Origin of the sequence: Massilia cellulosiltytica (assembly GCF_047325105.1) — a bacterium.
Lineage (GTDB): Bacteria > Pseudomonadota > Gammaproteobacteria > Burkholderiales > Burkholderiaceae_D > Telluria > Telluria orientalis.
Genome location: NZ_CP168562.1, coordinates 3,543,424 through 3,568,711 on the forward strand (window position 1 = coordinate 3,543,424; position 25,288 = coordinate 3,568,711).

20 protein-coding genes are annotated in these 25,288 nt (G+C 68.5%); 10 read left to right on the forward strand and 10 right to left on the reverse strand.

Annotated elements, in window-relative coordinates; all coding sequences use genetic code 11:
• Positions 1-3 precede the first annotated feature (3 nt).
• The 4 genes from cphA to ACEN9H_RS15515 form a co-directional block, all read right to left on the reverse strand.
• Entirely contained in the window at positions 4-2,637 is a 2,634-nt protein-coding gene (gene cphA, locus ACEN9H_RS15500) for a cyanophycin synthetase (RefSeq protein ID WP_413675471.1), read from the reverse strand.
• 58 nt (positions 2,638-2,695) lie between these two features.
• Positions 2,696-4,153 (reverse strand): iron-containing redox enzyme family protein, encoded by a 1,458-nt coding sequence (locus ACEN9H_RS15505; protein WP_413675472.1) that lies wholly within the window; start codon positions 4,151-4,153, stop codon positions 2,696-2,698.
• A 164-nt stretch (positions 4,154-4,317) separates the two neighbouring features.
• Positions 4,318-5,721 (reverse strand): amino acid permease, encoded by a 1,404-nt coding sequence (locus ACEN9H_RS15510; protein ID WP_413675473.1) that lies wholly within the window; start codon positions 5,719-5,721, stop codon positions 4,318-4,320.
• Between the two features lie 255 nt (positions 5,722-5,976).
• Positions 5,977-6,795 (reverse strand): metallophosphoesterase, encoded by an 819-nt coding sequence (locus ACEN9H_RS15515; RefSeq protein ID WP_413675474.1) that lies wholly within the window; start codon positions 6,793-6,795, stop codon positions 5,977-5,979.
• A gap of 93 nt (positions 6,796-6,888) precedes the next feature.
• On the opposite strand from ACEN9H_RS15515, the gene ACEN9H_RS15520 reads away from it, so the two are divergent.
• The 7 genes from ACEN9H_RS15520 to ACEN9H_RS15550 all read left to right on the forward strand — a co-directional run bounded on the left by ACEN9H_RS15520 (position 6,889) and on the right by ACEN9H_RS15550 (position 14,995).
• Positions 6,889-7,515, forward strand: a complete 627-nt coding sequence (locus ACEN9H_RS15520) for a LysE family translocator (RefSeq protein WP_413675475.1) — start codon at positions 6,889-6,891, stop codon at positions 7,513-7,515.
• A 127-nt stretch (positions 7,516-7,642) separates the two neighbouring features.
• Positions 7,643-8,623, forward strand: a complete 981-nt coding sequence (locus ACEN9H_RS15525; RefSeq protein ID WP_413675476.1) for an acyl-CoA dehydrogenase family protein — start codon at positions 7,643-7,645, stop codon at positions 8,621-8,623.
• A gap of 11 nt (positions 8,624-8,634) precedes the next feature.
• Positions 8,635-9,408 carry a methionine ABC transporter ATP-binding protein gene (locus ACEN9H_RS15530; protein ID WP_413675477.1) on the forward strand — a complete coding sequence of 258 codons (774 nt, stop codon included), beginning with the start codon at positions 8,635-8,637 and terminating at the stop codon, positions 9,406-9,408.
• On the forward strand, positions 9,401-10,087 hold the full coding sequence (locus ACEN9H_RS15535; RefSeq protein ID WP_413675478.1) for a methionine ABC transporter permease: 687 nt from the start codon (positions 9,401-9,403) through the stop codon (positions 10,085-10,087). Before ACEN9H_RS15530 ends, ACEN9H_RS15535 begins: the two co-directional genes overlap by 8 nt.
• A 119-nt stretch (positions 10,088-10,206) precedes the next feature.
• A complete protein-coding gene (locus ACEN9H_RS15540) occupies positions 10,207-12,075 on the forward strand; it encodes an AI-2E family transporter (protein ID WP_413675479.1) in 1,869 nt (622 codons plus the stop codon).
• Between the two features lie 209 nt (positions 12,076-12,284).
• The gene (locus ACEN9H_RS15545; RefSeq protein ID WP_413675480.1) at positions 12,285-14,558 is read left to right on the forward strand and encodes a protein kinase domain-containing protein; all 2,274 of its coding nucleotides are present in this window, start codon (positions 12,285-12,287) and stop codon (positions 14,556-14,558) included.
• A gap of 44 nt (positions 14,559-14,602) precedes the next feature.
• Positions 14,603-14,995, forward strand: a complete 393-nt coding sequence (locus ACEN9H_RS15550) for a hypothetical protein (protein WP_413675481.1) — start codon at positions 14,603-14,605, stop codon at positions 14,993-14,995.
• Between the two features lie 9 nt (positions 14,996-15,004).
• Here ACEN9H_RS15550 and ACEN9H_RS15555 read toward each other — a convergent pair whose 3' ends face one another.
• Entirely contained in the window at positions 15,005-16,543 is a 1,539-nt protein-coding gene (locus tag ACEN9H_RS15555) for a sigma 54-interacting transcriptional regulator (RefSeq protein WP_413675482.1), read from the reverse strand.
• A 168-nt stretch (positions 16,544-16,711) separates the two neighbouring features.
• Between ACEN9H_RS15555 and ACEN9H_RS15560 the strand changes: the two genes are divergently transcribed.
• A complete protein-coding gene (locus ACEN9H_RS15560; protein ID WP_413675483.1) occupies positions 16,712-17,734 on the forward strand; it encodes a hypothetical protein in 1,023 nt (340 codons plus the stop codon).
• On the opposite strand, the gene ACEN9H_RS15565 is transcribed toward ACEN9H_RS15560, so the two are convergent.
• The 3 genes from ACEN9H_RS15565 to ACEN9H_RS15575 form a co-directional block, all read right to left on the reverse strand.
• Positions 17,731-18,489, reverse strand: coding sequence for a M15 family metallopeptidase (locus ACEN9H_RS15565; protein ID WP_413675484.1), 759 nt, complete (start codon positions 18,487-18,489; stop codon positions 17,731-17,733). The genes ACEN9H_RS15560 and ACEN9H_RS15565 overlap by 4 nt on opposite strands.
• A complete protein-coding gene (locus ACEN9H_RS15570) occupies positions 18,470-18,841 on the reverse strand; it encodes a DUF427 domain-containing protein (RefSeq protein WP_413675485.1) in 372 nt (123 codons plus the stop codon). The genes ACEN9H_RS15565 and ACEN9H_RS15570 overlap by 20 nt, the downstream gene beginning before the upstream one ends.
• An 85-nt stretch (positions 18,842-18,926) precedes the next feature.
• On the reverse strand, positions 18,927-19,298 hold the full coding sequence (locus ACEN9H_RS15575) for a DUF2784 domain-containing protein (RefSeq protein WP_413675486.1): 372 nt from the start codon (positions 19,296-19,298) through the stop codon (positions 18,927-18,929).
• Positions 19,299-19,409: 111 nt separating this feature from the next.
• On the opposite strand from ACEN9H_RS15575, the gene ACEN9H_RS15580 reads away from it, so the two are divergent.
• The gene (locus ACEN9H_RS15580) at positions 19,410-20,243 is read left to right on the forward strand and encodes a lipid-binding SYLF domain-containing protein (RefSeq protein WP_413675487.1); all 834 of its coding nucleotides are present in this window, start codon (positions 19,410-19,412) and stop codon (positions 20,241-20,243) included.
• 70 nt (positions 20,244-20,313) lie between these two features.
• Here ACEN9H_RS15580 and ACEN9H_RS15585 read toward each other — a convergent pair whose 3' ends face one another.
• Both ACEN9H_RS15585 and ACEN9H_RS15590 read right to left on the reverse strand, forming a co-directional pair.
• Complete coding sequence (locus tag ACEN9H_RS15585) at positions 20,314-20,907, reverse strand: NF038129 family PEP-CTERM protein (protein ID WP_413675488.1); 594 nt, start codon at positions 20,905-20,907, stop codon at positions 20,314-20,316.
• Between the two features lie 7 nt (positions 20,908-20,914).
• Positions 20,915-23,929 (reverse strand): putative Ig domain-containing protein, encoded by a 3,015-nt coding sequence (locus ACEN9H_RS15590; RefSeq protein WP_413675489.1) that lies wholly within the window; start codon positions 23,927-23,929, stop codon positions 20,915-20,917.
• A gap of 505 nt (positions 23,930-24,434) precedes the next feature.
• Between ACEN9H_RS15590 and kduI the strand changes: the two genes are divergently transcribed.
• Entirely contained in the window at positions 24,435-25,283 is an 849-nt protein-coding gene (kduI, locus tag ACEN9H_RS15595; RefSeq protein WP_413675490.1) for a 5-dehydro-4-deoxy-D-glucuronate isomerase, read from the forward strand.
• Positions 25,284-25,288: the final 5 nt, after the last annotated feature.

Genomic DNA, 25,288 nt, shown 5'->3' on the forward strand with positions numbered 1-25,288 from the left:
GGCTTACCCCACCTGCGCCGCGATCCTGGCCGCGCTTTCCGGGTCCGTCTGCCGGATCGCCTCGACGAACACGTCCAGCGACGACCCGCACGCGAACACGAGGACGTCCCCGCGGCGGCACAGCGACAGGCCCAGGCGGATCGCCTCGCCCACGTCCAGTTCGCGGTGCAGGGTATCCGTCTTGCCGACGACCTCCTCCGCGCCCTGCAGGATCAGGTCGACGGCGCCGCCGTATGCGCGCCCGCGGCTCGACGATTCGTAGACGACCAGTTCGTCGAAACGGCCGGCGCACACGCGGCCCACGTCCAGCAGGTCGGCGTCGCGGCGGTCGCCCGGCGCCGTCACGATGCCCACCAGCTGGCCAGGCAGCAGCGAGCGCGCCATCTCCGCCAGCGCGGCATACGCGGCCGGATTGTGCGCGTAGTCGACGATCACGGTCACGCCGCGCACGTCGAACACGTTCGTGCGCAGCGGGTTGGTCTTGCCGTCGCTGACGAACGTCGAGAGGCCCGTCGCGATCTGCAGGTTGTTGAATCCCGCCGCCATCAGGCCCGCCGCCGCCGCGAGCCCGTTGGCGATGTTGTAGCGCGCGCGGCCGCCCAGCGCGATCGGCATCGCTTCCACGCGCAGCAGCTCCTGGTGGTAAGTCGCATCCGCGACGACGATCGAATTGTCCTGGAAGTAGACGGCGCGGCCGCCCTCCTCCAGGTGGCGCAGCAGCACGGGGCTGTCCGCCTCCATGGCAAAGTACACGATCTCCACGTCCGGATGCACGCGCCGCGCCATCGCCACGCACAACGGGTCCTCGGCGTTCAGCACGACGGCGCGGCTGGCCGCCAGCGGCACCACGGCCTTCACCTGCGCGAGGTCTTCGATCGTGTCCACGCCGTCCAGGCCCAGGTGGTCCGGCGATACGTTCAGCACCATGCCGATGTCGCAGCGGTCGAAGGCGAGGCCGCGCTTCAGGATGCCGCCGCGCGCCGTCTCCAGCACCGCGAACTCCACGTCCGGCGACGCGAGCACCGTGCGCGCCGACCAGTAGCCCGTGCAATCGCCCTTCGTGACTTCCTTGCCGGCGATGGTGACGCCGTGCGTCGTCGTCACGCCCGTGACCTTGCCGGCCAGGCGCACCGTGTGCGCCATCAGCAAGGTGGTCGTCGTCTTGCCGTTCGTGCCCGTGCACGCGATGATCGGGATGCGCCCGTCCGACTCGCCCATCAGCCCCTGCACGATGGCGTCGCCGGCGTCGCGCGGCGTGCCGCTGCCGGGGTGCTGGTGCATGCGGATGCCGGGCGCCGCATTGACCTCGATGACGGCGCCGCCCTGCTCCGCCAGCGGCTGGGCGATGTCGCGGCAGACGATGTCGATCCCGGCCACGTCCAGGCCGATCTTCGCGGCCGCGCGCACGCACAGGCGGCGCGTGGATTCCGGCAGCAGGTCCGTCACGTCTTCCGCCGTGCCGCCCGTGGACAGGTTGGCGTTCCCGCGCAGATACACCGTCATGCCGGCCGCGGGCACGGCGTCCGGGACGAGGTTCTGGCGCCGCAGCAGGTCTTCCGCATGGGCATCCAGCGCGATCTGCGTGAGGATGTTCGTGTGGCCCGCGCCGCGGGCGGGATTGCGGTTCTCGAGGTCGACGAGTTCGCGCACCGTGTGCGTGCCGTCGCCCACGACGTGCGCGGGCCGCCGCAGCGACGCCGCCGCGACCTTGCCGCCCGCGACGAGCACGCGGTAATCCGCCCCTTCGATGAAGCGTTCGACGATGATGTGGCGGCCGAACTTGCGCGCGTACGCGTAGGCCTGCTCGATCTCTTCATCCGTGCGGCACGCGACCGTCACGCCCTTGCCCTGGTTGGCGTCCAGCGGTTTCACGGTCACCGGCGCCTTCAACTTGCCGGCAACGCGCAGCGCGTCTTCGATCGTCGTCACCGTCTCGCCCTGCGGCACGGGGATGCCCGCCTCGTGCAACAGCTGCTTGGTGAGCTGCTTGTCGCTGGCGATGCGCACGGCGATGGTGCCCGTGTCGCCCGTGATCGTCGCCTGGATGCGCTTCTGCTTTACGCCCCAGCCCAGCTGGAACAGGTTCGCGTCCTCCGTGATGCGCGTGACGGGGATGCCCCGTTCCTGCGCGGCGGCCAGCACGGCGGCGGTGCTCGTGCCGATGGCGTAGCGCTCGGCGATCTCGCGCAGCTCCTCCAGGCGCGGCGCGAGGTCGAACGCGCGGCCGTGCGCGAGCGCGTCGACGATGTCCACCGCCAGCGCGAACGCGGGCTGCGCGACCTTTTCCAGCTGGTAGGCGCAGACGATGCGGTACTGGCCCGGCTGGCCCGTCACGGGGCGCGTCCGGCCGAACGCGACCGGCGCGCCCGCGAGACATTGCAGGCCCAGCGTCACATGCTCGATCACGCGCGCGAGATACGTGCCTTCGCGCAGGCGCTGGGCGAAGCCGCCCGGCTGGCCCGTCGGCACGAGGTAGTCCGCGAGCGACGGCAGCAGCGCCAGCAGCGCCTCGTTGAATTGCGGGAGGTCGCGGGTCGAGACGCCATACAGATCGTCCAGGTCGAGCACGGACAGCAGGCAGGGGGTGGCGGCGTGGATGTTCGGTCCACGCAGGAAGCGTTGTTCGAGTATGTGCACGGGAATCCCTTGTTTGTCGGTCGTCGCGGCGCGCGTGCGCGCGTCGCTGCATTCATTCTCAAGCGTCGAGCAGCTGCGAATACATCCGCGTGGCCATCAGGCCGATCGCCGTGTGGTGCACGGACGGCGCCATCAGCTGCGCCAGCATGGCCATCGCCTCCGGCTTGCCGGCGGCCGCCGCCACGCGCTGTTCCAGCTGGTGCAGTTCGGAGTCCCCGCCAGTGCCCGCGGGGCGGCGACGGATCAGGCCCCGCTCCGGATAACCGCTGCGCTGCGCGTGCTGCGCAAGGTTGTCGAGCGTGCGCTGGCGCGCGCGGTGGCTAAGCACGCGGGTCGTGCGCGCGGCGGCGGTGGCGTCGCGCGGCGTCGTGATCCAGTCGCGCAGCACCTGCTGCTCATGGTTCGAGAAGACGCCGAACATCTCCGCGCGCTCGCCCTGGATCAGGCGCCAGAAGCGGCTCTGCTCCACGTCCTCGCCGCGTTGGATCCATCCCGATTCCTCCAGCTTCGTCAGGAACTCGGGGATCTGCCGCGGATCGGCGAGCCAGTCGTTGACGGAGCGGCCCGCCACGCGGCAGTAATCCGAATGCATGTTCTTGCCGATGGCGGCCTTGGCGCTGAAGATCTCGACCAGTTCCGCTTCCAGGTCGAAGGCGCCGATGACGGACGTCGTGCACGCGCCCAGGTCGTTCAGGCGGTAGCCGTCCAGCACGCGCTGGAAGAACGCGGCCGGGTCGCCGGACTGCGCCATCAGGTGGCGCAGCGCCTGTACGGCCTTGTGCGCGTGGCCGCTGCCGGCGTTGTCGACGGTGACGTGCAGGGTGAAGTAATACGGGTCGATCCCGAGTTCGTTCAACTCGTACGACGTGATCAGCAAATGCAGCGGCAGTTGTTCGTAGCCGAGGTTGTACCCCACCACTTCCGGCAGGAAGGCGTCGGCATTGTAGGCGAGCGCGAGCTGGATGGCGCCCTGGACGAAGTGGTCCTCCGGCAGCGTCTCCCAGTGTTCGCAACCGTGCGCCGCGAGCAGGCGGCGGTACAGCGTGACGTGGTTCTTGTCCGGGACGCCGTCGCCCAGCTCTTCGAGATAGGTCTTGATCAGCGGGTGGAATTCCGGATTCTCCCAGCGCGACAGGGTGCCGTACACCCAGGCGCCGTCGACGAGCTTCGTGGGCGCGACGCCCTTCAGGAAGTACAGCGCATGCGACTTGTTCGTGAAGTAGCGGCGCGGCGCGCCGTTCTTGCGCGCGGCCAGGTATTCGCGGTAGGCGATGCCCACCGATTCGGCGCGGCCCTGGATCCAGCCCTGCAGCTGCCACACGGCGTCCGGCAGCTCGCACGGTTCGGCGCGCGCCACCTCGATCTGCGCCCCCAGGAACGCGCCGGACGCCTCGAGGGCCGCGGCCGGGTTGTCCATCAGCGCGAAATACAAGTCCCTGGCGGACGATACCTGGACCGGGCGGGTGTCCCGGCCTGCTGCGCGTGTTGGGCTGTCGACGGCAAAAGTGGAGGTCATAACAAATCTTTTGGTAAATGTTCTACCAAGATTATGCGGACCCGGCGGAGATGGCGTAATCGGTACGCTTCCCTCCAGAATGTCGGACAGGGATTACAAAAATTGTATCGTTGCCAGAAAGAAAAGCGGCGCCGCAGCGCCGCTTTCAGAACGCGGACAGCGGATTACGACTGCGTCGCGCCGTTCAGCAGCGACCGCGAACGGGCATAACCGAAATACACAAGCAGGCCCAGCACCAGCCAGATGAGGAACGCCACCCACGTGATCGCGGACAGGAACGACATCAGTGCCAGGCAGAACACGACGGCGATCCCCGGCACGATGGGCACGCCCGGGCAGCGGAACGCGCGCTTCAGGTCCGGCCGCTTCTTGCGCAGGACGATCACGGCGACGGAGACGAGGCAGAACGCGGCCAGCGTGCCGATGTTGACGAGTTCGGCCAGCACGTTCAGCGGCACGAACGCCGCGATCAGGCCGAACAGGATGCCGACCACCCACGTCGCGAAGAACGGGGTGCCGAATTTCGGGTGCACGGTGGACAGCTTCGCCGGCAGCAGGCCGTCGCGCGACATCGCGTAGATGATGCGGGTCTGGCCATACGCCATCACCAGGATCACGGTGGTCATGCCGAGGATCGCGCCCAGGTCGATCCAGCCGGCGAACCAGTTTTCGCCCGCGTGCTGCAGGGCCAGCGACACCGGGTGGTCGATGCCCTTGAACATCTGGAACGGGACGATGCCGGTCATGATGGCGGCGACGATCACGTACAGGATCGTGCAGATGGTCAGCGAGCCGATGATGCCGATCGGGAGGTCGCGTTCAGGACGCTTGACTTCCTCGGCGGCCGACGTGACGGCGTCGAAGCCGATGAACGCGAAGAACACGACGGCGGCAGCGCTCATGATGCCCGTGCCGCCGAACGGCGCGAACGGATGCCAGTTGGCCGGCGTGACGTGCTTGACGCCGACGGCGATGAACAGCAGCACGACGATCATCTTGATGACGACCATGACGTTGTTCACGCGCGCCGATTCGCGCACGCCGTACGACAGCATCGCGGTCAGCACGAGCATGATGACCAGCGCCGGCAGGTTCATCACGCTGTGCACGCCCGGCACCGCGCCCGGGGCGGCGGACAGGATTTCAGGAATGGTGATGCCGAAGCCGCCCATCAGCGACTGGAAATAGCCGGACCAGCCGACGGCCACCGCCGACGTCGCCAGCCCGTATTCGAGCAGGAGGTCCCAGCCGATCATCCAGGCGACGAGTTCGCCGAGGACGACATAGCTGTAGGTATAGATCGAACCGGCGATCGGCACGGTCGACGCGAACTCCGCGTAGCACATGGCCGCGAAGCCGCACGCGATGGCGGCGACGATGAACGATACCGTCAACGCCGGACCGGCCGTCAATGCGCCCGTACCGGTCAGCACGAAGATACCGGTGCCGACGATCGCCCCGATGCCCATGAGGATGAGGTCGGTTGGCCCCAGCACTTTCTTCAGCCCGCCCGGGGTACGGGAGGCTGCGACCATGTTGTCGAGATTCTTGGTTCTGAAAAGACTCACTGCTTTCTCCAATCGATAGTAGATAGATCCCGGTCCCTGATTGTTATGTGCGGCGGGCAGGCGATAACCTGCACATACATCCGCCGAAGGGGGTCTCCTCCTGGGCACGGACCGCCTGGACTGGCATGCAAGAACAATGCCGGTCGCCAGCCTGGCGGCGTCACATTATCTCCATTCTGTTATCCAGAATCAAAGGAAATACTCAATATTTCAAGGTATAGAAGCTGGGAAACCGCAAAATCCGGCCACAAACGCCTAGCGCAGCGTGCAAATGAGGAGTTCAGGATCGGCGTTCAGCCGCAGCGGGATGCCGGAACAGCCGACGCCGCGGCTGACGATGAGGGGGCCGTTGCCGGACACGTCGTAGCGGCCGTAGCAGAAATCGCGCGAGCACGGGCCGCTGGGATGGAACAGCGGCGCACCATCCGGGAGCGCGATCTGGCCGCCATGGGTATGGCCGGCGAAGGCGACGTCGAAGCGCTGGCGCTCCAGGCGGTACAGCCCGTCGGGGGAATGGGTCAGGTAGATCCGGACGGCGCCCGCGCCGGCGAACGTGGCGGCGGCCGATGGCGCCCCGGTCCACGGATCGTCGATGCCGCACACGCTGACGTCGCCGAACGGCGCCGGCAGCGCGACGTTGCGGTTCACGAGCACCTCGGCGCCGCCGGCGCGCAGCGCGTCCTCGATGATGCCGCGGCCGTTCCAGGTGTCGTGGTTGCCGATGACGGCATAGGTGCCCAGCGGGGCCCGCGCGCCCGCGATGAAGTCCGCCAGGACGGCCACGTTCTCCGCATCGAAACACACGTAGTCGCCGCCCAGCAGCATCACGTCCGGCGCTTCCGCGCGGATCGCGGCCAGCAGGTCGTCGAAGATGGCGGGATGCGTGGTGGGGCCGGCATGGAAATCGGACGCGAAACCGATGCGCAGCGGCTGCGCCAGCCGGCGTTCGGGGCCCAGCTCCACCTCCTGGCGGGTCACCCGCACTTTGCCCAGGCCGCCGAGCCGGTAGCTCAACCCGGCCACGAAGCCCTTCAGCAGGGCGGCATTCAGGACGCGTTCGAACGCATTGCGCAAGGGTTGCTCATGCTTGTGACTGGACATAGGACCCGCACTTTACACCAACTGCGCCCCCGGTGAGGTAACATTGCCTTTTTGCCCAGGGCTACCATGCTGACTCCCGACCAGTTCTTCGCCTTCCTCGCCGCCGCCATCCTGCTGACCCTGTCGCCGGGGCCGGACAACATGATGGTATTGAGCGTGGGCGTGGCGAAGGGCCGGTTGCGCGGCATCGCGTTCGGGCTTGGATGCGCATTCGGCTGCCTGTCGCACACGCTGCTGGCCGTCGTGGGCGTGTCCGCCCTCATCGCCGCGTCGCCGCTCGCGTTCACGACGCTCAAGGTGTGCGGCGGCCTGTACCTCGCCTGGATGGGGTGGCACGCCATCCGCAGCCGCGGCGGCGCCAAGGTCGACACGGCGCACGCCGCCGCCGACCCGGCCCGCACGCTGTTCTTCAAGGGCCTCGTCGCGAACGCCATCAATCCGAAGGTCGCGCTGTTCTTCCTGTCGTTCCTGCCCCAGTTCGTCGTCGCGCAGCGCGGCGACGCCAACCTGCAGACGGCGCTGCTGGGCCTCACGTTCACCCTGCAGGCCGTCGTCCTGTTCGGCCTGCTCGGCTTCTTTTCCGGCGCCATCGGCCAGTGGCTGGCGCGCCGACCCAAGGCCGGCCAATGGCTCGACCGCATCGCCGGCACGATCTTCATCGCCCTCGGCCTGCGGCTGATCGTGTCGCGCTGACGGCATCCCTCAGTTACATAGTCGCTTTTCGTTTTAACGTTCGTCACATATCGAACGGCGAATATCTTCGTTCACGTGGAGTCCCCCGTTTGCCATACTGGGCCGACTCTGCTGAAGGATATCGACCATGCATCTGGCACTGCACCCAGTTCCCGCATCGTCGGACGGCGACGCCCGCCCGACTCCGGCCCCCGACCCGTATGACCCCATTGCCGCAGCCCACCACCTGGCGGCGCGCGGGCGGCTGTGGATCCGCGCTTCCGGCCTGCTCGCCCTCCCGGTGCCGCGCGAATACGGCGGCCTCGGCGCGAGCTGGAAGACGATCGGCGACGTCTTGCGCATCGTCGCACGTGCCGACGGCGCCCTCGCCCACCGGCTCGGCCTCCACCACCTCCAGATCGCCGGCATCCGCCTGACGGGCAATGCGCGCCAGCAGCGCCGCCTGCTGTTCGAGACCATCGAGCACGACGTGTTCTGGGGCGAGGCCCTGGACCCGCTGGACAAACGCCTCGTCGCCCGGCCGACGGCGGGCGGCTACGTGCTGGACGGCGCCAAGGGTTGTGCATCGAGTTCAGTCGGATCGGACCGGCTCACCGTGTGCGCCTGGGACCCGCTCGCGCACGGCACGCTGGTCGCCGTGCTGCCCACGCAGCGGGATGGCGTCGCCGTCCACGCCGACTGGAATGCGTTCGGCCTGCGCCAGGCCGCCAGCGGCACCGTGACGTTGACCGGCGTGCAGCTGGCGGAAGACGACGTGCTGCAGCCGGCCGCCCGCGCAGCCACGCCGCGGGCGGCCTTGCGCGCGCAGGTGGCGCAGATGATCGTCGCGAACGTGTACGTCGGCCTCGCCGAGGGCGCGCTGGCGACGGCGCGCGGCGAGGCGCAGCCGTGGTTCCAGGTGCTCGTGCGGCCCGCGCAGGTGCTGGCCGGAGATGCCGCCGCGGCGCTGGACGACGCGTTCGCGCGCGGCCACCATCTGACGGGACGCGAACGGCGCGAGGTCGCGCTGGCGGCCGCGGACGCGAAGATCGTCGCGCGCAAGGCCGCGGTCGAGATCGGCCGCCACGCACTCGGCGGCACGCTGCGCGCACCGGCCGCATACGCGTGACGGGGGCCGCCATGAGCATCATCCGTCTCGACCGCGTGCGCAAATCCTTCGGTGGCGGCCCCGTGCTGCGCGACGTGACGCTGGACGTGGAACGCGGCGACATCTTCGGCATCGTCGGCCACAGTGGCGCCGGCAAGTCGACCCTTCTCCGCACGATCAACCTGCTGGAGAGGCCAGACTGCGGCGCCGTCGTCGTCGCGGGCCGCGACCTGGCGCGGCTGTCGAAACGCGACCTGCGCACCGCGCGCCAGAACATCGGCATGATCTTCCAGCGCGACAACCTGTTGCAGAACCTGACCGTGTTCGACAACGTCGCGTTCCCGCTGCGCCTGCACGGCATGCTGAACCCTCCGCGCCTGCGCCGGCGCGTGCAGGCGTGCCTGGAGCAGGTCGGCCTGGGGGCGCGGGCGCACGCGTATCCGGCGCGCCTGTCCGACAGCGAAAGGCAGCGCGTGGCCATCGCCCGGGCGATCGCAAGCCAGCCCGAGGTCCTGCTGTGCGACGAGCCGACGTCCGCCCTCGATGCGGAAGCGACGCGCGCCCTCCTCGCCACCCTGCGCACCGTGAGTGCGGAGCCCGGCGTCACGATCGTCATCGTCAGCCACGAACTGCCCGCCCTGGCGGCGCTGTGCAACCGCGTGGCGGTGATCGAACACGGCGCCGTCGCGGAGACGTTCGTCCCCACCGACACGACGGCTCCGCGCATCACGGCCCTCGGCCGCGAACTCGCGTTCCACGCCACCGAAGCCGGTGCCCTGTTCCATCCGGGAGTCCTGCATGCCTGAGAGCCTCATCGACCTGTTGCCCGACCTGGCCGTCGCGCTGGGCCAGACCCTGGCCATGCTCGGCATCGGCGCGTGCGCCGCCGTGCTGTTCGGCGGCCCGCTCGGCATCGTCCTGTTCGTCGTCGGCGACGGCCAGTCGGTGCACCACCGTCCCCTCGCGCTGCTGCTCGGCTGGACCGTGAACACGATCCGCTCGTTCCCGTTCATCATCCTGCTCGTCGCGGTCGTGCCGCTCACCCGGCTGATCGCCGGCAGCTCGATCGGGCCGCTCGCGGCCTCCGTGCCGCTGTCGATCGCCGCCGTCCCGTATTTCGCGCGTCTCGTCGAACAAACCCTGCGCGACGTGCCGCGCGGCGTGATCGAGGCGGCGCGGGCTATGGGCGCGTCCGAGCTGCAGATCGTCACCCGCGTGCTGCTCGTCGAAGCCCGCTCCGGCCTCGTGCTGGCGCTGACTGTCCTCGCGATCAGTATTCTCGCGTACGCCGCGGCGGCCGGCGTCGTGGGCGGCGGCGGTATCGGCGACCTCGCCATCCGCTACGGCTACTACCGCTTCGAGACGGACATCATGGTGTTCACCGTCGTCGTGCTGGTCGCGCTCGTGCAGGTCATCCAACTCGCGGGCGACCGCTTCGCGCGGCGGCTGGACAAGCGCCAGCCGGGCTACGCGAGGACAGATTGACCCCACATTTCACGATAAATGGAAATTTCTACATAGAAATTTGATTGCCGGCCACATTTTTTGCTACATTGGCGGTTTTATCTCTACGGGATGGCCGCCATCCCCGCTTGCGGCCGCGAATGCGCGAATCCACTCTGTTCAAGCACCTGACTTCCAGCGCGATCGTCACCGCCTGCTGCGTGCTCGGTCTGCTGTATTTCGGGCGCGACGTCCTCGAACCGCTCGCGCTGGCGGTCATCCTCAGCCTCGTGATCGCTCCGCTGATCCGCACGCTGCGGCGCATCGGCCTGGGCCAGGTGCCGGCGACGATGCTGTCCGTGCTGATGGTGGGCACATGCGTGGTCGGCCTGGGCATCGTCCTCGCGTTCCAGCTCGTCGCCGTGACGGGCGACCTGCCGAAATACCGCGCCGCGATCCGCACCAAGGTCGCGGCCGTGCGCGAGATGACCGAGCGGCCGTTCGCCCGCATCGAAGCCGAGATCAGCGCCGTGCAGCCGCAGGCGCAGCAGAGCGGCACCGTCAGCAGCCGGCGCGGCATGAGCACCGTGACCGTCAGCCCCACGCAGCCGCTGCCGGTCGAGATCCGCCAGCCGCGCCTGACGACGCGCGACTCGCTCACACGCCTGTTCGCAATGGCCTTCGGTCCGTTGGGCGAGGCGGGGCTCGTGCTCGTACTGCTCGTCTTCATCTCGCTCGAACACGAATCGCTGCGCGACCGCCTGATCCGGCTCGCCGGCCAGACGGAAATCAACCGCACGATCCGCACCCTGGGCGACGCGGCCCAGGGCGTGTCGCGCTTCTTCCTGTCTCAGTTCATCGTCAACCTGACGTTCGGCACCCTGATCGGCCTCCTGCTGTGGCTCGCCGGCGTACCGCACGCGGGCCTGTGGGGCGCCCTGTCCGGCATGCTGCGCTTTGTGCCCTACATCGGCGTGATGGCGGCTGGCGCCGTCATCGCCGTGTTCGTCGCCGCCATCGACCCGGGCTGGCAGCTGGCCCTATCCTGCATCGCCCTGTTCGTCGCGCTGGAACTGTTCGTCGCGAACGTCGTCGAACCGAAGGTCTACGGCCACAGCTCGGGCCTGTCGCCGCTTGCCGTGATCGTCTCGGCCGTGTTCTGGGGCGCGATGTGGGGGCCGGTGGGCCTGCTGCTGTCGACGCCGCTGACCCTGTGCTTCGTCGTGGCCGGCCGCCACGTGCGCGGGCTGGAACCGGTGACGATCCTGCTCGGCGACGCGCCCAACGTCTCGGGCGCCCAGCGCCTGTACCAGCGCCTGTTGTCGGCCGACAGCGACACGATCGTGCGCGACGCCCACGCCTACCTGCGCCGCGCCAGCTTCGCGCGCTATTGCGACAAGGTGCTGCTGCCGGGCCTCGCCCTGGCCGGCGCCGACATGCGCGCGGGCCGCATCGACGCGGGCCAGATGGAGACCATGCGCGCCGCCATGGGCCGCGTGGCGGCGACCCTGAACCCGGAAGGCCGCACACCCGCGCGCACGCGGCGGCGCCGCGACGTCTCGCTGCTCGACGCCAACCTGGGCGCCTACCTGCGCCAGATGCGCGAGACCCGCCAGGGCCGCTGGCAGGGCTCGCTGGACGTGCCCGCGCACTCCGTCGTGCTGTGCGCCGCCCTCGCGGTGGAACGGGACGAGCTGCTCGCCGAGCTGCTCGTGTCGGCGCTGCGCGACGCGAACATCGACGCGCGCAGCACCCTGCTGGGCAGCGCCGACCGGCCCGGTCCGGAAAAGGCGGAGCTGATCTCCACCGTGATTCTGCCGTACCCCGTGGAAGACCGGCTCGGGGACTGGCTGAGCGCCGTCACGGAATTGCGCACCCATCTGCCGGATGCGCTGCTCGCCACCGTCAAGCTGCCGTTCGACCAGTCGACCGTGCCGCAGCCGGCGGTCGAGGAACATGTCGATATCGTGCTGCGCTCGTTCGAGGAAGCGCTGGCATTCGTGGCGCCGGAGCGGGCGCCGCGAGCGTGAGCGCGTCGAAGAATCGCTACACCATTTCGTTCATTATCTGTTATGAAATTTCTTAATGGCAACTGTTGTATCGGATGCCATGACGACATGTTCAAATCCGATAAAGGAATGCAAATGGTCCAAAACAAGAAATTGGTGCCGGCGTGGCGTTGATCGCTGGTTCGCTGGGGATGTGCGCCAGCGCTACGGACCTACGGCCCGTAATATAGTTGTCGAAGAAATCGCGAAATCGCTTCCACGTAGTTGCCTTCCGCTATAATGTTGCCACACATCACATTTTTGCGGTCATGGCGGCTTCCACTCTTCCTGATGCGACCGGCGTACCGAACGTCGATACCGGTCTCGGCCATCCTGAACATTATGAACTGCGCGCTCGTCTCGGCGAGGGCGGCTTCGGTGAAGTCTATGAAGCCTGGGACACGCGCCTCCATCGCAGTGTCGCGATCAAGACCATCCGCCACGGCGTAGCGGCAAGTACGGACCTCGTGCGCGAAGCGCGGCTTGCGGCGTCGTTGCGACACGCGGCGTTCGTCAAGGTGCACGCGGTCGAAGACAACGGCGTCCGTCAGTTCATCGTCATGGAACTCGTACGTGGCCGCACGCTGAAACAGATCCTGCAGGATGAAGCGGTACCACTTCCGACCGCGCTGGACTGGGTGGGCCAAGCGGCGGAAGCGATGCGCGATGCCCACGCGTCAGGCCTCGTGCACGGCGACATCAAGCCGTCGAATCTGATGGTCGATCAGGACGGAAGGGTACGCATCCTCGACTTCGGCCTCGCGCTGCGCCAGGACGCCCTCGCCACCGAGACTGTCTCGCTGGCCGAGGTCGCAGCGACAGGCCAGACCGACCCGCAGGGCACGATTGCCTACATGGCCCCCGAACGGCTGCAGGGCGCGACGCCCGATCCACGCGCGGACGTGTATGCGCTCGGCGTCATCCTCTACGAACTCGTGTGCGGCAAGCGGCCTTTTGCGACCCTGCACGGCCTGGCCCTGGCGGCGGCACTCGTCCAGACGTCGTCGGACGGGTGGGATTATCCGGAGCACCTGGGCACGCCGCTCATCGCGCTGATCCGGGCGCTGACGGCGCGCCAGCCCGAACAGCGCCTCGGCAGCATGGACGAGGCGGCCAGGCGGATCGCGGAACTGACCGGCAAGCCCGACGCAAGCGCGCCGCGCGCGCCCGTCACCGCCTCCGCACGTGCCCGCCCACGCCGGACCGTGCGCATCGGTGCCGCGGCCGCAATCGGCATCGCGCTCGCCGGCAGTCTGTGGTGGCAGGTGGCGCCGCGGATCGGCGCGCTGCCCCAGGCGCTGGCGCCCTATTCCGAAGCGGTCGAGATGGAGCGGGGCCTGGCTGCGCTGAAACAGCCCGACCGGCCCGATGGTCTCGACAGCGCCGAGGCGCACTTCGAACGCATCCTGAAACACAACCCCGACAACGCAGCCGCAGTGGCCGGCAAGTCGATCGTCAGCACTATCCGATACGCCGGCGATCGCACGGACGACACCTGGCTGCGCAAGGGCGACGCGGGCGCGCAGCAGGCACTGAAACTGAACGATCAGCTGGCGCTGAGCCATATCGCCCAAGGCTGGGTACGCGATTTGCAGGGCCGGCCCGACGACGCGCTCGCAGCGTTTGCGCGCGCCCAGCGCCTCGATCCATCCAACTTTTTCGCCTTGTGGGGCAAGGTCCAAACACTGCGCCACGCAAGACGTTATGCCGAAGCACAGGCCTGCATCGCCGACGCGGTGCGCCGCTTCCCCCGCGAGCGCACGTTGTCAGATGAGCTCGGCACGGTGTATTACGAGCGATCCGACCTGAAAGCGGCCGAACAGGCGTTTCGCCACAGCATCGCACTGGAACCGGACGCGGTACGATCCTATGCCAACCTGAGCGCCGCCTTGATGCGCCAGGACCGCGCCGACGAGGCGTTACGCGTACTACAGCAAGGCTTGCAGGTGCGTCCGAGCGGGAGCCTGTACACCAACCTCGGCAACATCCTGTTTCTCCGGGGTGATTACGTGGGCGCAGCCGATGCGTTCAAAAACGCCGTTTCGCCCATCCACGGCGCGCCAGGCGGGTACCAGAACTGGGCGAATCTGGGCGATACGTTGCTGTGGATCCCCGGTCGTGCCGAAGAGGCCCGGCAGGCGTACGACAAGGCTCGCCGCCTGCTCGCCGAGCGGCTCGAACGTTCGCCCAACGATGTCGGGCTCGTCTCGCGCATGGGATTGTATGCGGTACGGTCCGGGCTCAAGGACGAGGCGCCGGCACTGTTGACGCGCGCCCTGGCACTGGCGCCCACGTCCGCCGACGTCCAGTTCCGCGCGGGACTCGCCTATGAGCTGCTCGGTGACCGCAAACGCGCCCTTGATGCGATCGTGGCGGCCCTGCGCCTGGGCTACCCAGTCAAGTACGTGGAAGCGGAACCAGACCTGGTGGCGCTGCGCCGCGACCCCGACTATCACCCCGATTGATGCCGACTTACCCTACCGATCGCTGTTCAACTGAAAGGACGATCATGCCGCAACAAACCCACCAACTCCTCGTGACCTACGTCGAGGGTCAAACCCTCGCCAGCTGGAGCCTGAACGGTGTTCCCCAAAATGATGGGGACTTGTTCGACGCCCAGCCGGGAGACAAGGTCGCTTTCCAGTTCGAAGGCCCTGGCGACATCGCTGAATGTGTTTTGATCAGTGGTCAGATGAACAGCCGCTGCCACGGCAGTTCCCCGTTCACCGAAGGCAACCGCGTCAACCTCAAGGCACACTCGACTCTGAACGTCGGCCAACTAATGGGCCTGTGGGGTTTCACCATTTCGTTTTCCGCCCGCAATGGCGATGGCTCCACCTCGTTCTATTACCTCCCGGATCCGGAAATGAACGTCGGCTCGATCCTTCCGATGGACGACTGATCTGTTTTTCTAAGTCGGCGCCACGCGATCCAGCGCCAGGCGCCGCACTTCCCGCCGCAACGACTCCGTCGGCGTCCTGAGCAACTCCGCGCAGCGCCCGACGTCGCCGGCGCACGCGGCCAGTGCGCGTTCGATCTCCTCGGCGGGAATCCGCTCCGCCCAGCGGATCTCGCGGTGGGCATCGAGCAGCTTGTACATCGTCGGCCGCGAGATGCCCAGGTCGCGCGCCGCGGCCTGGATGTTCCACTCGTTGCCGGCCATCGCGCGCAGGACCTCGGCGTCGCTGATGTCGGACGGCTTGCGGCGCGGCGTCTCCGGTCCGGCAGGCGCGCGCGCCGGCATGGCTTCCGCAGCCGGCACCAGCCGCGCCGCGCTGCCGGCCGGGGCCGGCGTCAGGCGCACCAGTTGTTCGAGCTGCGGCGTGCCGCCGTGCTGCACCAGCAGCGCGGCGCGGCGCAACGTGTGGCTTAACTGGCGGATGTTGCCGGGCCAGTCGTAGCACGCGATCTCCACCACCAGTTCCAGCGGCAGCACCGGCAGCGCGCCATGCGCCTGCAGCAGGTGCACGATCAGCACGCCGATGTCCTCGCGCCGCGCGCGCAGCGGCGGCAGTTGCAGCGCGAATCCCTCCAGTCGGCGCAACAGGGCCTGGTTGAACGCGGCCGTATCGAGGTCCTGGTCCGTCGCCGCGATCAGGCGCGCCGTCGTCTTGCGGTCCTGGGTCGCGCCCAGCGGACGGTAATCGCCTCCTTCCAGCACGCGCAGCAGCATCGGCTGGACGCTGGCCGGCGCATTGCCGATCTCGTCGAGGAACAGGGTGCCGCCGTCCGCTTCCGCGAACAGGCCACGGCGCTCCTGCGCGCCCGTGTACGCGCCGCGCGCCGCGCCGAACAACTCGGCGGCCGCGAGCGATTCGTTCAGCGCCGCCATGTTGACGGCGACGAGCCGCGCCTGCGCGCGCTGGCCCAGCGCGTGGATCGCGCGCGCGGCGATTTCCTTGCCGGTGCCCGTCTCGCCCAGCAGCAGCACGGGGATGTCGGTCGGCGCCACCATGCGGATCTGGTCGCGCAGCGCGATCGCCGCGGCGCCCACGCCCACGAGTCCCGGCACCGGGTTATGCTTGGGCAGGCAGTCCATCCAGTGCAGGCACAGGACGACGGCGCGGCCGAGCGTCAACACCTGGCCGCGCGCGACGTCGGCCGCGTCGAACCGGACCGGCCCGGTCGCGGCCCGGCCGTTCAGCTCGACCGGCATGCGGGTCGCGGGGAAATGCACGACGACGCCCTCGCCATCGCCATCGCCGCCGCGCACGATCCGCACGGGGTCGCGCGAGATCGTGCCGTGGCCCAGCGGCAGGCCGGCCTGGCCCGGGCGGTAGAACAGCGGCGCGTAGCGGTTCACTTCCAGCGTGCCGGGATCGCCGACGAACTGTTCGCCGATGCGCGCCGGGTCGGGATGCCAGAGGATCGTCAGCGCCAGCAGCGGCCGTCCGGGCATGCCCTGCGCGGACAGCTGCAACGTCTGGGTATATTCGGTGGAGTCAAGCATGCGCGGAACGTCAACGTTATCGCTTTACATGTAAAAAACATGGCAATTTTACACGCAGAAACGTCCGATGGGCCGAAATCGGGGCTGTCTCCCCGGATTTCGCCATGGCACGGCGTTTGCAATATGAGTAACGCCGCCATCGGGGCGGTGCCTTTTCCCGGACGTGCCATGACATTCAACCTCGCTTCCTCGCCCATCCAGCCCTTTGACGCCCGCGTCATGCTCGACGTGCACAGTCTGAAAGCCCTGCGCCAGCGCCGCGGCGGACGCGAGGCCTTGTCCGCGCAATTCCAGGAACGAAGACTGTGCCTCACCCACGCCGCCATCAAGCGCGCCGAATCCGGCCGCCCCGTGCCCTACCGCACGGTGCGCCACCTGGCCGCGTTCTACGGCATCGGCGTCGAGACCCTGATCGACGCGGCGCCGACCCGCGAGGCGCCGCCCGCGCGCCCCGTGCCGGACCTGGCGGACATATGGGACGTGGAGCGCCTGCAATGCCGCGCCGTCATCGACGCGGTCCACGTCGGCGGCCGCGGGCGGATCATCGACGTGCAGGGTGTCGCCGGCGCCGGCAAGTCGCCCCTGTTGTCCTTCGGCGCCCGCGACGCCCGGGCGCGCGGCTACACCTGCGTCGTGCTCGACGGCGGCAGCGCCCGCATCCCCGCGGTCCACACGGCCGTCGACCTGATGCTCGCCCTGCTCGGCCTGCCGGCCGACGCCGGCACGGCGCCCGGTAGCGACGCCGTCCCGCTGGCCGACCTCGTGCGCAGCCGCTGCGCCGCGCTGGGCGTGTCGCCGGTCCACGTCGATGCCTGCGTCGGCCTCGTCGACGCCGCACCGGAGTGGCCCGTGCCGGCCACCCAGCTGCTGCAGACCGCCGCCCTGTGCGCGCTGGTGCAGCACCGCGCGGCGAACCAGCCGTTGCTCATCGCGATCGACGACCTGCAGTGCGCCGACTGGCAACTCGCGATGGTCCTGAACGTGGTCGTCCCGACAACCCTCGATTACCCCGTGCTGTGGATGTTCGCCACCCGCCTGGAACCGGGCCCGATGCGGCGTCCGCTCGGCGTGCGCATGGACGCGCTGGCCCGCACCACCCTGCACCTGACGCCGCCTCCCGTGCGCGCGGACCGCGCCGACGCGGGCGGCGTGCACCGCCTCGCCCGCACGGCCGGCCAGGACGCCGGCTAACTGCCGCCGCGCCCCGGTTCCGGGCCGTCCACGTCCAGCACGTGGTCGCGGAAGATGTCCGGCAACATGTCCAGCACGAGTTCGCGGCCCAGCAGATCCGCACCGCGGACCGCGCGCGCGACCATGTCGATATCGATGGCCGCCAGCGCCGCCTGTGCCGACGGCGCATGGCTCAGGTGCCACGGTTCCGGGCACATCCCGCGGCGGCGGGTACGGTACGGGCGAAAGAAACCGAAACGCGCCGCGTGCGCGTCGAGCCAGGCATGCAGGCGTGCATACACGCCGTCCGGCCCGGCCTCGTCCGGCAACAGCTTCGTCCGGTAGCCGGGCGGGTGCGCGGCGCGGTCGAACACATCGATGTCCGTGCCCCAATGGCGCCGCGTCGCGCCCGGCAACCCTGTCCAGTTGAGGATCGCACGGACGATGTCCGCCGGCGCCAGCGCCCCGTGGTCGCGCGCCCTGCCCGCGCAATCGTACAGTGTCGCCTGCCCGGAAAACTTGCGGTTCCAGTTGCGGGCCTGGGCCTCGAACGGCCGCCACGATGCGATCGGCAGCATGTCGATACCGTCCTGCGCGGCCGCCGCGCGCATCGCGAGAAAGGCCGCCGCGACCTCGGCCCGCGCCGCGAAACGGGGCTGTCCCGGCGTATGCCCGTACTGCTGGACATGCGTGCGCGCACGCCCCGTCAGCGTGAACTCGTCGAACGGCGCGCTGCCCGCCCCCGCACCGCCGGGCTCAACGGGTCTCGATCGCATCGACGCGGTCCGGATAGAACGCCACGTGTCCCCGGATCGCGGCCACAGCCGGATACGGCGCTTCGTAGCTCCACACCGCGTTCTCGCCCCGCGGCCCCGCGTCCACGATCGAGAAATAGGCGCAATCGCCCTTGTACGGGCAATGGGTGTGCCGTTCGGTGCGCTGCAGGCGGTCCATCGCCACGTCCTCGCGCGGGATGTACAGCACGGGCGGATAATCGGCTTCGCGCAGCGCGAGCGCGCGGTCGCTCCTGGCGAGCACGGCGCCGCCGGCGCGCACCGTCACGCGGCCGGCCGCCGGCGTGACCGTGATCGGATGGTCGGGACCCGGTGTCTTCATGGCTGTCGGCATGTCTTCTCCTGTCGTGGCCTCCTACGATCTCATGCCGCCCGGTCCCGCGCAAGTGCGTCCCGTCCACGCCATCCGCGGATCCGGATCAATCGCGGTCGTCCCGCCCGCCGCGCACGATGCGCGCGTACAGCACGGCGTTCAGCGCCAGCACGGCCGCGGCCAGTCCCCATTGCATCGGGCGGGTGAGACCGGACGGATAGATAAGCCCGACAAGATAATGATCGACGAAACCGCCCGCATAGCCCCCGGCCCCGGCCAGCATGCGCAGGTGATTCTCGAGCCCGGTCAGGGGGCACGCCGCCCCGGTGGCCTCGATCGCGATGCCCCAGGCGACGGCGGCCAGGTGCAGCGGCAGCAGCCGGCGCCGGCGCGCGACGAGTACCGCACCCGCGACGACGAACAGCATGAAGCCCAGGTGCAAGAGCAGCACCATGGCGGCGAGTAATTGATAGACCATGGCCCATGATACGCACCGGCGCACGACTGATACATGTCAAACCCGCATCCGGCGGCGCTCCTATCCTCCACCTTCATCGCCGATCCGTTCGGCCGAACCGAGGAGAACATCATGATGCACGTGATGCCACGCACGCCGCCGCCGCCCCGCGCGGGCCGGCGCCGGTCCGTCCTGCGGCATGCCCTGCTGGGTGCCGCCGCCCTGCTCATGCTCGCTTTCGCATTGCCCGCCGCCACCGCACAGGATGCCCACGCGTCCCGGTCCGCGGCGGCGGCGGGCCAGGCGGCGCACGGCACCGACAACGACGCCGCCACGCGGCGCCAGCAGGCCGCGGTCAAGCACGTCAGCGACGCCGTGGGCGTCGTCCATACGATGAGCAACGAGACGGGCATGCCGGCCCTGCTCGGCCGCGCCCGCGGCGTCTTCATCGTGCCCACCTATGGCCGCGCCGCGCTCGGCGTCGGGGGTGCCGGCGGCGCGGGCGTACTGATGGTCCGGCAAGCGGATGGGGCCTGGGGCAACCCGGTGTTCTTCGACACCGGCGGCCTCAGCATCGGACTCCAGGCGGGCGTGGAAGGCGGGCCGATCGCCCTCGTGCTGCTGAACCAGAAAGCCGTCGACAGTTTCCGCAACCGTAACAACTTCTCGCTCAGCGCCGACGCCGGCCTCACGGTCGTCAACTTCGCGCGCATGGCCCAGGGCTCCACGGCGGGCGACGTCGTCGCGTGGTCGGGGAGCAAGGGCCTGTTCGGCAACGCGGCCACGGTGGGCATCAACGACGTCCGCTACAACCAGCGCCTGACCGAGGCCTACTACGGCAAGCCGATGACGGCGCTGCAGGCGATCGACAGCAAGGAGAGCAACGCCCAGGCCGACGCCCTGCGCAAGGTACTCGGCAGTCCGCCGACGCCGGCCGGCAGCAGCGGCAAGTCCGGCGGACGGTAGCGGCGCATCGGGCCCGCGGATCCGGGCCCGAAAGCGGTGGCCGCGCCCCGCGGCGCGCCACCGCGGACCGTCAGGCCGGCCGGCGCCGCACTGCCGCCAGCACGCAGCCGGTCAGCGCCACCAGCAGCAGCGTGGACGGCTCCGGCACGGCGCGCACGGCTGTGAACGCGTTGTCCGGCGTGATGGTCAGGCGTCCGTCAGGCGCCGCGTCCGGATGGAGGGCGATGCTGCCGAGGTCGCCGTCTACGCCGAGGTAGTGCGTGTCGTCGAACAGCGACCAGCTGAACGTGCTGCCGTCGGTGCCGTCGCCGAACAGGAAGCTGACGTCGAAGCCGACGTGGCCGCCGAGCTGGATCGCCTGGAACCAGTCGCCGCCGCCCGCCTCGCTCGTGAACGTCAGCGCGCCCGGCGGGCCGCCCGCCACGGAACCGGTGCCGACGGGCACGCCCAGCAGGTCGGCCGCGAGATTGGTGACCGACGCGCTGGCCGGCGTCGCGCCGCCGACGCTGAGAAAGGACATGCCCAGGTAGGCGGTACCCGTGCCGAGCGCCGACGTATCGATGTCGACGTGGTGGACGGGCACGGCCACCGCCGCGCCGGCGCACAGGCACATCCAGGTTGCGGCCAGCAGCCGGGCCGCGCGGTGTGTGATGGACTGCATCATGTGTCTCCTAGTATTTAACCTTGAACAGTTGTGGGGTGTAGGCGATGGTGGCCTTCGCTGGATTCGAGAACGTCGTGGTCACGGTCGCCGTCTGGCCCGGCGCAAGTTCCGCTTCGTTCAGCGTGACGTAGGGGACGCCGTCCTTCACGCCCGTCGCGTTGTCGAGCGTGACGCCGTTCGGCAGACCGGCGAGGCGGAACTGCAGCGGTCCCTCGAGCGCCGTCCCGGTCGTGTTCGTGAACGTCACCGTGCCCGTGTACTTCTGGGTGAAGCGGTTCATCGTCAGGCCCGAACGTACGATCCGGACATTGGCCGTCAGGTCGACGGGCGCCAGCAGGTCGTAGCGGGTGCCGTAGAAGTGGAACTCGCCATACGACGAAATGCCGGGATACGCCGGATCCGTCGGCGGGCCCGGATGGTCGACGCGCGCCATGAAGTAACGGTAGGGCTGTGCCTCCAGGCCGGGCAGCACGGGGATGACTTCCATCTCGAAATTGCGGCCGCTGGTGTCCGTCGTCTCGCGGCTCGTGAGCAGGGTCCAGTTCACGTTGTCGTTCGACCCGTACACGTTGGCGCCCTGCGAACGGTTGCCGAACATGTAGCGGGCCTGGATGCCGAAGGCGCCGACGGCGACGCGGTAGTTCTCGCCGAAGTCGATGGTGATCGGCGCGCGCAGGTCGCCCGAATAGCTGTTGTAGTTATTGTCGACGAGCAGCGCCGGACGGTCCGCGCCGAAGCCGATCGTCGTCACCATGTTCTTGCTCCAGTCGAGGCTGCCGTCGGAGGCGACCTTCGGATTGACCAGCTCCAGCTTGCGCACGGCTGCCTGCACGGCCTTCAACAGGGCCGGGAAATCGGCATCGGACACGGTCGCCATCTGCTGCTGCAGCGGCGCCAGCTCCGTCTTGAACGTGGCCAGCGACGGCGTCGTGTAGGCGGCGGACGGATCGTAGCCGTCGAGCGCGGCCTGGAATGCGGACGCGCGGTCCGGCTGCACGTTCAGGCGTGCCGTCATCGTGCTGACGGCGACGCCGTCGGTCGCGGCGACGACGATATCGTGCATGCCCACCTGGTCCGGCGTCGGCGTCCAGTCGAATGCGCCGCTGGACGCGTTCACCGTCGCCCCGGCCGGCAGCCGGACGGCCTCGTACGCGACGCTGTCCGCCGTGTTGGCGTCAACCGCGGCATAGCTCGCGCGATACGGCATGCCCTGCACGACGATCTCCGTGACGGGGAACACGGGCATCGCAAAGCGCGGCGGCGTCAGTTGCGTGGGCGCGGCCATGTTTACGTAGTCGACGTCCACCGTCGCGCCCTCGGGGCCGGAGAACTTGAAGAACATGATGTTGTCGCCGAGCGCGCGGCCGCCGATGGCGGCGGCCGACGTGTCCGGCACGATGTAGCGCCATTCGCCGTGCGTGTCGGGGACCGTCATCAGCGACCACGGACTAGCGTCGCGGCTGGCGCTCGCGGACAGCGTGACCGGCGCATTGGTACGGACCATGATGCCGACCGGCGCGTACTTCGAGCGGTCCGCGTATTGCACGTCGTGGAACACGATGGTGGCGCCGGCCGGCGTCACGCTTCCATGACCGTAGGTGCGCTCGCCCTCGGTCTGCATCGTCCAGCCGCCGTCGAGGAAGACCGATTTACGTTCGGCCTCCAGGATGCCCGCCGTGCCGGCCGGCAGCGGCACCCCGGTGAGGGCTTGCGGCAGCGTGAAGATGGCGGTCGGGCCCATGTCCTTGTTGTTGGGCGTCGCCGCGCCCCACGGGATGGCGGGGCCGTTCGCATGGGCCGCCGCCGTCGCCAGGTAAGGCGCTTCGGCGTCCACGTTCACGCCTTCCACGTATTTATAGGTGTTGTAGATCTCCGCGATCGCGTCGACCTCGTACAGGCGGCCGCGGTAGGCGGGCGAGATGCCGGACGTGCCGCCCGTCGTGTCGGCCCACGGCGTGTCGTAGCCGAGCATGTACTCGGCGTAGGCGTTCGCGCCGCGCAGCAGGCGGTCGTCGCCGAACCGGTAGACGCTCACGGCGTCGCCGCCGGACGACGGCTTGCCCGTGAACGGATCGACCTTCGTGCCCTGCGCGGTCACGAGGCGCAGCAGGCCGCCGAGGATGTCGACGTTGTCGCCCGCGTGCGCGCCGTCGCGCGACATCTCCTCCACTTCGTAGAACGTCTTGCCCGTCTTGTTGAGCGGGTCGTCCGCGTCGATGCGCGCGATCGCCGACATGATCGCGCCGTTGATGTCCTGGCGCGTCGAGGTGGCGTTCACGGTGAGCCATTCGACCGACTCGTCGTAGCGTGCACGGTTGTCGGTGAAGATCGCGCCGGCGATGCGGCCGACGAGCGAATACTGTTGCTGGTTCCGGAACCGCTCGTTACTGGAGAAGAAGGTGCGCTCCATCGGATCGACCAGGTTGTCCTTGAGCTTCTGCGTGTCGGTGTCGGTCCACGCGAGCGGATAATCCGTATAGGTCGGATCGGCCGGCGTATAGCGCATGATCTCCGCGGCCATCAGCATGCGTGACAGCGGCACCCCGTTGTGGATGTGCGCGTCGGGGAAATAGGCGTACCCGTTCGGGTTCATGTTGCTCCACGTGCGCAGGATGCGCATCGCGTTGCGCCGGTATTCGTTACGGCCCGTGACGTAGTACAGGATCGCCTGCGTCAACGCGCCCTGCGAATCGTTGATCATGCGCGTCTGCGCCGTCGAACCGTTGTAGTTCGGCGTGTTCGGCGTATCGACCTTCGTGGCGTCGCGGTTCGTGGGCTGCAGGTTGATGTTCGCGTAGTTGCAGCACACGGTCGCGAGGATGTTGTAATACGATTTATAGGGCTCGACGTCGGCGCGGATCTGCTGGCGTACGTACTCCAGCTGTTCCGGCGTGAAGCCGAGTCCCGGATGGCGAAAGCCGGTACCGCTCACGACCGGCTGGACCATCGGCGTGGCGACGAAGGTCACGGCCCTGGCGCCGCTCCCCACGAGCCCCAGCGCGGACGCCAGTGCCAATGCCACCATCTTTCCTTTTGCGTTGCCGCGCAACGCATTCCACCTCAGATGCGAATGGTTATACATGATTGTCCTTATATGTTTGCTAACCAGTTCATTGGATGCCACCGACGGCACTGCCTCCTCCTTTGACTGTTGTGTTATCGATAGCGCTGGCGATCGTAACACGAGCACAACGAAATGGATGAAAATTTGTTATCGTTACCTCCATGTGTTGCGCCGATGACAAATGCACCGCGGCGCGGGAGCAAAACCGGGGTTCGACGAAATCTGTTGATGACGACGAAAAGTTTTGTTATCGTTAACTTGCGCTGTACGCTCGGGCATGGCCGGTTCGTGCCGGTATGGCGATCTCCTTGCGGGTACGTTCCAGTCCCGTATTCGGCCCGCCTCGACTTCGTCGGGGTGGGTCATTTTTTTTGTGCCGGCGCGCCTCCCGCGGGGTTTTACTTTTTGAAATACCCTGATATGATTGTTATCGATAACCGATATCCATCGCGAGGAGACCTCCGTGTTCGACAAGACGTATTACGCCACCCACCCCGACATGATGGCGGGCGCCAGCAACGAGCAGCTGCGCCAGCGCTACCTCATCGACCGGATGTTCGCGCCGGACGCCGTCACGCTGAACTATTGCCACGACGAGCGCTTCGTCATCGGCGGCGCCGCGCCCGTCGCCGGCCCGCTGGCCCTGCCCGCCCACACGGAGCCGCCTTCCGCGGCCGGCCAGCCGTTCCTGGCGCGGCGCGAGCTGGGCATCATCAACGTGGCGGGCGGCGCGGGCCGCGTCACCGTCGACGGCCAGGCATTCGAGCTGGCCCCGCGCGACGGCCTGTATGTCCCGATGGGCAGCGCTGAAGTCGTCTTCGAATCGCTGGACGCGGCCAACCCCGCCCGCTTCTACCTCGCGTCGACGCCCGCGCACGTTCGCTGCGAACTCGTCAAGATCACGCACGCCCAGGCGATCCCGCTGGAGCGCGGCAGCGCCGCGACGTCGAACGAACGCACGATCTACCAGTACGTCATCCCGGGCGTCTGCAAGTCCGCCCAGCTGCTGCTGGGCCTCACGATCCTCAAGACGGGCAGCGTGTGGAACACCATGCCGCCGCACGTGCACGAGCGCCGCTCCGAGGTGTATTTCTATTTCGACCTGCAGGACGACCAGCGCGTGTTCCACTTCATGGGCGAGCCCGATTCGGCGCGCCACCTCGTCGTGGCCAACGAGCAGGCCGTCGTGTCGCCGCCGTGGTCGATCCACATGGGCTCAGGCACGGCCAACTATGCCTTCATCTGGGCGATGGGCGGCGAGAACCTGGACTACACCGACATGCAGGTCCTCGACATCTGCCAGCTGAAATAAGGGGA